The sequence below is a fragment of the Acidovorax sp. KNOB132 genome (genome assembly GCF_057541515.1).
Map to the genome: position 1 here is coordinate 1 of NZ_BAAJYT010000164.1, position 8,599 is coordinate 8,599.

An 8,599-nucleotide genomic window follows, 5' to 3' on the forward strand; every position below is an offset into this window, starting at 1 on the left:
AAAACCCGCCGAAGCGGGTCGAAAAAGTAGCCCAGGAGGGAGGAGGAGATCGATTGATGCGGGCTACTGGAGTCCATGATTCCCATCCCAGCTTAGGTGAGGCTTAAATGCACCGATTCTTGATTCCGCACCGGGGCGGTTAACCGTATTCGAGTAGGCAAGGCTCTGGCAAATCACGGCTTCGGCGGGGGCGGTTGAGTTCCTTGTTTTATTTTGGGCAACGCTCTCACTGTGACGCGAGAACGGCGGCGTGGTCGGGATTTTTTCGCAGATGTCCTCAATGCTTCGGTTGCGGTGAAGCGATGCATCAGGTCCATGCCGACCATGGCGTGATCAAAGGATCTGTGTGCCATGACCCCATTTTCTCTTTCTGGAACGCGCGGACGCACTTCGAGTTCGTCTTCACAAGAATCTACTCCGGCCTCATCAAGCGCTCGCGGAGGCAGCAGTTCGACCCGCATCCCGCCGGAACTGCAGAACCTGACGCAGCGCAGATCTCGGCAGGACTCGCCCGAAATTCCTCGGCCTATGACGGCCAGAGCGAGTGTTCCCGGATACTCCAGCAGCAGCGACGACGATGAGCCCATAGACACCCGCGCTTGGCTGGCCAACCTATCGCTGGAGCCACCGCCTCGAGCGGAGAAGAGCCCGGAGCAAAAAACACTGGTTCCGGCAAGCACAATTGGCGGCTTTTACGCAACGTGTTCCAACATCATCGGGTTGGTAGACCATTCCAAATCCAAGCTGCCCTCGCAAGGTCCTGCGCAGTGGTTCGCCGAACCCTACATCCGTGCAAAGGATGGGGTCGTACGCCGTTTTCCCGAAATTCGCGGCCAGTTCGGGCATTTTGCGGAACAAATCAAAAATGGTTTGATTTATGACGCTCCTGCGCAACTGACGACAAAGCGGTTTGCAGGACTGGAAGTCAGTGGTGACGGAAAAAAACCGGTATTTGTCGCTAACGGCGTTTCTGTTCCGGCCATTAAATTCGGGCATTTCAGTGTCTATCCCCTGCCAGGAAACCGATTCATGGTTCCACAGCCTGCCTTCAAAGACTGCTCCGCAGCCTGTGAGCTGATGCTGCTGCTGGACCATGGGAAGGTGGACCTGGAGGATCTGAATTCTTCCAAGGTCTATGCTTCAAACACCGCGCGGGACACCCGCGCCGTCATGCACTCGATTAAGTTGGCCACTGGCCTGGAGCCTTTCCAGGTGACGCACGAGTTAAGCTACAAGAGCAGCCTGTTCAGCAAAGACAGAAGCAGAAAAGTAGCCTGGCGTGACTTGGCGGAAAAAATCGACCAATACGGCCCCTGCATTCTCGGCAAGGGGGGGCACATGCTGATGCTGGACAACGTCCGCGAGAGCAAGGGCAAATTCTTTCTCAGCATTCGCGATCCATTCCATGGCACCAGCTTGGAGATTCAGGAATCAGCGGAGTTTTTCAACAGCGGCAGCAAGGCCCCGGACCATGGGCAGGTGGAAGCCATTTTCCTGCCGAGCGAAGTGGGCGGATCATCAACGCGCTGACATTCCATCGGTGGGCAGGTGACGAGCAATGGCACTGGTGGTGCCTCGCTCTGTCTGCACTCACCGCAATAGAAACACCACCACCACGATCACAGCGCCCAGTGCGATATTGACGCCCACCCAGGTGCGGATGGAAGCCAGCGCCTTGCCGCCCGCGGCCCAGTCGCTCGCCGCCACCGCGCGCTGCAGGCGCTTGAACAGCGCGAAACGCACGTGGCCGAACAGGGCCATCATCACGATGCCCAGCGTGGCCATGATCGTCCAAGACAGCGGCATGGAAAACCGGCCGCCCGACTGCGCCGCGGCACGGGCGACATTGCCGATCATCCACAGCCCGCTGGACAGCACCAGCACGACCGCCACCAGCACCGCCCCCAGAAAACGTTGCAGCACGCCGTGCATCAGCGCCACGCGCTGGGCAGGTTCCAGCGCCTGGGCCGCCGGGCGCAGGAAAAAATGGGCGAAGGCCATGCCCCCCAGCCAAACGATGATCGCCAGGACATGGACCAATTGGAGCGCGTTGTACAGCATGGGGCAGCTTTCTGAGGGGTTCGGGAGCGGGGACGGGCGCCCAGGCAGGGCACCAGGGCGGGAGGATAGGGCGCCAACACCGGTGCGCGCACGGCAATGGCTATGGAAAACGACAAGGCCATTGTTACAAAAAAGAACATTGAGGCTATTGACGCCAAAACCGACGTCGATTGTGGCTATCCTCGTGGGTTATCGTGGACGGATTCCCCGCGCCGCGCCCGGGATTTCCTCCATCTGCCCATGACGCTTCCAAAAGCACTGCGATTGCAACGCTGGCCCTGGCTGCCAGGGGTGCTCTGCGCGCTGCTCGGCATGGCTGTCAGTTGGGCACTGTGGAAGCAGCAGAGCGATTCGGTGGCGGGCATCGCACGCGAGCGGTTCACCCAGGAGGCGCGGTCGTTCACCACGGCGCTGGAGGCCCGCATCGCCTCGCATACCGAACTGGTGGTCGGCCTGCGCAGTTTGTTCCTGGTCAACCCACGGCTGGGGCGCGCCGATTTCGAACATGCGGCGCGTGAGTTGCGCCTTGCCCAGCATTACCCCGGCGTGAAGAACGTGGCCTTCACCCGTTACGTGACGCGTGCCGACAAGGAGGCCTACGAGGCCCGGGTGCGGGCCGACGACCTGGCGCGAACGGGCGCGCCGTCCACGTTCGCCATCCGCCCGCCCGGCGACCGGCCCGAATACCAAGTGGCCGACTACATCTGGCCGATCGTGGGCAACGAGTACGTCGTGGGCCTGGATGTCGGCTCGCTGCCGGCCACCATGGCGTCCATCCGCTACAGCCGCGACACCGGGCAGGTCGTGGCCTCGGAACCGTTCGACCTGCTGCAGGAGCGCGACAACCGCGCCGGCTTCGTGATCCGGCTGCCCGTGTTCGACGACGGCGCGGGCGGCGTGCGCCGCTACATCGGCTCGGTGGCCGCCACCATCCGCTTCTACGACATGGTAAAGGCCCTGCAGTCCGAGGGCCAACTTCGGGGCGTGGGCATGTCGGTGCGGGACATCGGCTCCGTGAGCGATGGCTCCGCGTCTTCCGAGCGGACGCTGCTGGCGCTGGAAAGCGGCGTGCGTCCCGCCATGGAGCGCTATGAACGTGAGCTTCGCGTGCACGACCGGCGCTGGCGGCTGACCTTCCAGCCCCTGCAGCCCTTCCTGTCGCGCTCGGAGGCGCAGTTGCCGGCGATGATGGGCGGCGGCGGCCTGCTGGTGACGGCCCTGCTGTCCGCGCTCATCACGCTGCTGGTGCGCCGCCGCACGCAGGCCGTGAGCTTCGCCACCGCCGCAGGCTCGGCCCTGCGCGAGAGCGAAGAGCGCTTTCGCGCCCTGTTCAACCAGGCTGCCGTGGGCGTCGCGCAGGTCGAGGCCAGCAGCCGCCGCTTCGTGCGGGCCAACAGCAAGTTCTGCGACATCCTGGGCTACACCGAGGCCGAGTTGTCGACCAAGACAGTGGGCGAGATCACGCACCCCGACGACCTGGCCGCCGGCGAGTCGCTGATGGAGCAGATTGCCCAGGGGCAGATCGAGGAGTTCCGCTACGAAAAGCGCTACTTCCACAAGGAGGGGCGCGTCATCTGGGCCGATCTCACCGTGTCGCCCATGCGCATGCCCGGCAACCCGGCGCACCATTGCATCGCCGTGGTGCAGGACATCACCGAGCGCAAGCAGATGGAAGAGAGCCAGCGCGACAGCGAGCTGCGCCTGCGCGGCATCCTGTACCGCCTGCCGGTGGGCGTGTGTTTGGTGCGCAAGGACGGCGTGGTGAGCTTTCGCAACGAGCGTTTCGTGCAGATCTGCGGCTACACCGCCGAAGACGCCCCCACGGTGGACGACTGGTGGCGCCTGGCGTTTCCGGATGCGGCGCAGCGCGAGCAGGCCATCGCCGACTGGCTGGCCGTGTGCGCCGAGGCGCCGGGCCAGGAGGCCATCGCGCCGCGCGAGCACGCCATCACCTGCAAGGGCGGGCAGTTGCGCACGGTGGACCTGGCCGGCGTGGCGCTGGGCGACGACCGCCTCATCACCGTGGTGGACATGAGCCAGCACAAGGCGGCGGAGGAAGAGATCCGCTACCTCGCTTATTACGACCCGCTCACCCAGTTGCCCAACCGCCGGCTGCTGCTCGACCGGCTGCAGCAGGCCCTGGCCGCCAGCACCCGCAGCCAGCGCTGCGGCGCGGTGCTGATGCTCGACCTGGACAACTTCAAGACCCTGAACGAGACCCAGGGCCATGAGCGCGGTGACATGCTGCTGCGCCAGGTGGCGCTGCGGCTGCGCGACTGCGTGCGGGCCGAAGACACCGTGGCGCGCCATGGCGGCGACGAGTTCGTGGTGGTGCTGGAAGACCTGGGTGACAGCCCCGAAGACGCCGCCGCGCGCGCGGAAGAGATGGGCCAGAAGATCCTGGCGGCCCTGCGCCGGCCGTTCGTGCTGGAGGGCGAGGCCCACCACAGCACGCTCAGCATGGGCGTGACCATCTTCCAGGGTGTGCGCGAGACGGTGGACGAACTGCTGCAGCGCGCCGACCTGGCCATGTACCAGGCCAAGGCCGGCGGGCGCAACAGCCTGCAGTTCTACGACCCGCGGATGCAGGCGTTGGTGGCGGCCCGCGCGGCACTCGAATCGGACCTGCGCGAGGGCATCGCGCTCCAGCAGTTCGAGCTGTTCTATCAGCCACAGATGGACAACGGCCGCATCACCGGCGCCGAGGCGCTGCTGCGCTGGCGCCACCCGGTGCGCGGCTTCGTCTCCCCGGCCGATTTCATTCCCCTGACCGAAGAGACCGGACTCATCCTGCCGCTGGGCGAATGGGTGCTGCAGGCGGCGTGCGCTCAGCTGGCGCGGTGGGCGCAGCGGCCGGCGCTTTCGCACCTGGGCCTGTCGGTGAACGTGAGCGCGCGCCAGTTCCACCAGAGCGGCTTCGTGGGCCAGGTGCTGGCGGCGCTGGCGAGCACCGGGGCGGATGGCCGCCGGCTCAAGCTGGAGATGACCGAAAGCCTGCTGCTGCAGGACGTGGAGGACACCATCGACAAGATGGCCCAGTTGCGCGCCTACGGCGTGGGCTTCTCGCTCGACGATTTCGGCACGGGCTATTCCTCGCTCGCCTACCTCAAGCGCCTGCCGCTGGACGAGTTGAAGATCGACCAGAGCTTCGTGCGTGACGTGCTCACCGACCCCAACGACGCTGCCATCGCGCGCACCATCGTCGCCCTGGGCACCAGCCTGGGCCTGCGCGTGATCGCCGAGGGCGTGGAGACCGAGGCGCAGCGCGCCTTCCTGGCACGCAACCAGTGCTATGTGTGGCAGGGCTACCTGCTCAGCCCGCCGCTGCCGGCGGACGGCTTCGAACGCCTGGTGATCGATCACGCCGCGGGCCTGAGCCCGCTGATCGTGTGAGGGGCCCCGGCCGCCGCCCGCCGCCCCGCAACGCCTGCGGGCCTTCCAGCCCCTCCCGGTCGTTCCGAGCCGTCCCATGTTCGAACTGAAAACCCTGGCGCTGTACGCCGTTACCGCGCTGGCGGAGATCGTGGGCTGCTATCTGCCGTGGCTGTGGCTGCGCCAGGGCGCGAGCCCCTGGCTGCTGGTGCCGGCCGCTGCCTGCCTGGCGCTGTTCGCCTGGCTGCTCACCCTGCATCCGGCCGCGGCCGGGCGGGTGTATGCGGCCTATGGCGGCGTCTACGTGGCGGTGGCCCTCGGCTGGCTCTGGGCGGTGGACGGCGTGCGTCCCACCGCGTGGGACCTGGCGGGCGTGGCCGTCACCCTGGCCGGCATGGCGATCATCGCCTTCGCCCCCCGCGCTGGCTGATGCTACTCTTTTGATAGCTATATGCCCTAGTGCTGATTGCGCTGGAGGCCTTTTTTGATTGAAGCGGCGGCGGCTGTAGGAGCGGGCCGTTTCCCTGGCAGTCGCGCCACCCCGGCACGGTATCATCCGGGGCTTGGCCACGCTGGCCCGCCCGGCGGCGCGGCCGCGCCGTTTTGAGCGCTTCAACGCCCCCAGCCCGCCCACAGACCCGTGCGTCTCAACTCCATCAAACTCGCCGGCTTCAAGTCGTTCGCAGAACCCACCAACTTCATGCTGCCGGGCCAACTGGTGGGCGTGGTGGGCCCGAACGGCTGCGGCAAGTCCAACATCATGGATGCGGTGCGCTGGGTGCTGGGGGAGTCCAAGGCCAGCGAGCTGCGCGGCGAGTCCATGCAGGACGTGATCTTCAGCGGCACCACCAGCCGAAAGCAGGCCAGCCGCGCCAGCGTGGAGCTGGTCTTCGACAACGCCGACCACCGCGCCGGCGGGCAGTGGAACCAGTACGGCGAGATCGCCGTCAAGCGCGTGCTCACCCGCGACGGCAACAGCAGCTACTTCATCAACAACCAGCCCGTGCGCCGGCGCGACGTGCAGGATGTGTTCCTGGGCACGGGCCTGGGACCCCGGGCCTACGCCATCATCGGCCAGGGCACCATCAGCCGCATCATCGAGTCGCGCCCCGAAGAGCTGCGCCTGTTCCTGGAAGAGGCCGCGGGCGTCTCCAAGTACAAGGAGCGCCGCCGCGAGACCGAAAACCGCCTGTCGGACACGCGCGAGAACCTCACGCGGGTCGAAGACATCCTGCGCGAGCTGAACGCCAACCTGGAGCGCCTGGAAAAGCAGGCCGAGGTGGCTGCCCGCTACAACGCGCTGCAGGCCGACGTCACCCTCAAGCAGCACCAGCTGTGGTTCTTGAAGCGCGCCGATGCCGAGGCCGAGCAGGCCAAGGTGCGCGCCGACGGCCTGCAGGCCGTGAACGACCTCGAATCGCGCATGGCCGACCTGCGCTCGGTCGAATCCGACCTCGAAACCATCCGCCAGGCGCACTACGCCGCGGGCGACCACGTCAACCAGGCCCAGGGCAAGCTCTACGAGGCCACGGCCGAAGTGGGCCGCCTGGAGGCCGAGATCCGCTACGTGGTCGAAGGCCGCCAGCGCGTGGAACTGCGCCTCGCCCAGCTCGCCGAGCAGATCGCGCAGTGGTCGGCCCGCAAGGAAGAGGCCGAACACGAGATGGAGAACCTCGCCGGCGCCGGCGTGGACGCCGACGAGCGTGCCGAACTGCTCGCTGCCCAGGTTGAGGAACAGGCCCTGCAGCTGCCCGACCTCGAAGAGGCGCTGCGCCAGGGCCAGCAGCGTGCCAACGAGCAGCGCGGCGCCGTGGTGCAGGTGCAGCAGCAGATCGGTGTGCTGGCCGCCGAGCAGCGCAGCATCGACGAGCAAAGCCGCCAGCTCGATGCCCGCCACGAGCGCCTGCGCACCGACCGCAACGCGCTGGCCGCGCCCGACGAGGCGCGGCTGGTCAACCTGCGCGGCCAGCTCGATGCCGCCCAGGAGGGCGCCGAAATGGCAGAGGCCCGGCTGGCCGAACTGCAGGAATCCGTGCCGCAGCTGGACGAGGACCGCCGCACCCGCCAGCAGGCCGTGAACGTGGAAAGCGCCCGCCAGGCCGACCTGTCGGCGCGCATGGAGGCGCTGAAGGCGCTGCAGGAGAAGGTCAAGACCGATGGCAAGCTGCAGCCCTGGCTGGCGCGCCACGGCCTCGACGGCCTGCAGGGCCTGTGGAGCCGCATCCACATCGAGCCCGGTTGGGAGAACGCGCTGGAGGCCGCGCTGCGCGAGCGCCTGGGCGCCCTCGAAGTCAGCCGGCTCGACAGCGTGCGCGGCTTTCTCGGCGCGGGCGGCAACGATGCGCCACCGGCCCGGCTGGCCTTCTACACCGCGCCGCCCGCCGGCATCCCCGAGCCCACCGGCGCCGCCACCCACCTGTCCGACCTGCTGCGCCTGGGCGATGCCGGCCTGCGCGCCGTGCTCACCGACTGGCTGCAGGGCTGCTATACCGCGCAGACGCTCGACGAGGCCCTGAACCGCCGCCCCACGCTGCAGCCCGGCGAGGTGGTCTACGTGCCCACGGGCCATGCGGTCAGCGCGCACAGCGTGAGCTTTTATGCCCAGGACTCCGAGCAGTCCGGCCTGCTGGCCCGCGCGCAGGAGATCGAGCACCTCGAGAAGGAACTGCGCGCCCAGGCCCTCATCAGCGAGGAGTCGCGCACGGCCCTGGTGCGCGCTGAGTCGGCCTACGCGGACGCCTCGCAGCGCCTCGTGGCCGCGCGCCGCGAAGCCAGCGAGGCGCAAAGCCGCGCCCATGAACTGCAGGTGGAAACGCTGCGCCTGACCCAACTGGCCGACCAGGCCCGCGCGCGCAGCGAGCAGATCGGCGCCGACCTGGCCGAGGTCGAGGCGCAGCTGGCCGACCTGCAGGAGCGCCGCGTGACGGCCGAGGCGCGCTTCGAAGAGCTGGACATGCAGCTGGCCGACAGCCAGGAGCGCCACGCGCAGCTGGACGAGCGCGTGATCGCCGCCGAGCGCAAGCTCGCCGAATGCCGCGAGCAGCAGCGCAGCCTGGAGCGCCAGGCGCAGGAGGCCACGTTCTCCCGCCGCAGCCTGGAGGCGCGCCGGGCCGAACTCGCCCGCACGCTGGACACGGCGGGCAGCCAGACCCGCGCGCTGGCCGAG

5 protein-coding genes are annotated in these 8,599 nt (G+C 67.4%); 4 read left to right on the forward strand and 1 reads right to left on the reverse strand.

The window, feature by feature from the left end; all coding sequences use genetic code 11:
- Positions 1-351: 351 nt before the first annotated feature.
- The gene (locus AC27IO_RS17355; RefSeq protein ID WP_498739885.1) at positions 352-1,530 is read left to right on the forward strand and encodes a hypothetical protein; all 1,179 of its coding nucleotides are present in this window, start codon (positions 352-354) and stop codon (positions 1,528-1,530) included.
- Positions 1,531-1,590: 60 nt separating this feature from the next.
- Here AC27IO_RS17355 and AC27IO_RS17360 read toward each other — a convergent pair whose 3' ends face one another.
- Entirely contained in the window at positions 1,591-2,061 is a 471-nt protein-coding gene (locus tag AC27IO_RS17360; protein WP_284431163.1) for a CopD family protein, read from the reverse strand.
- 240 nt (positions 2,062-2,301) lie between these two features.
- Between AC27IO_RS17360 and AC27IO_RS17365 the strand changes: the two genes are divergently transcribed.
- The 3 genes from AC27IO_RS17365 to smc form a co-directional block, all read left to right on the forward strand.
- Positions 2,302-5,454: a bifunctional diguanylate cyclase/phosphodiesterase gene (locus AC27IO_RS17365; protein ID WP_498739887.1), complete on the forward strand. Its 3,153-nt coding sequence runs from the start codon at positions 2,302-2,304 to the stop codon at positions 5,452-5,454.
- 76 nt (positions 5,455-5,530) lie between these two features.
- Positions 5,531-5,863: a YnfA family protein gene (locus AC27IO_RS17370; RefSeq protein ID WP_284404347.1), complete on the forward strand. Its 333-nt coding sequence runs from the start codon at positions 5,531-5,533 to the stop codon at positions 5,861-5,863.
- A 210-nt stretch (positions 5,864-6,073) separates the two neighbouring features.
- A partial coding sequence (smc, locus tag AC27IO_RS17375; RefSeq protein ID WP_498739888.1) for a chromosome segregation protein SMC occupies positions 6,074-8,599 on the forward strand: 2,526 nt, incomplete at its 3' end.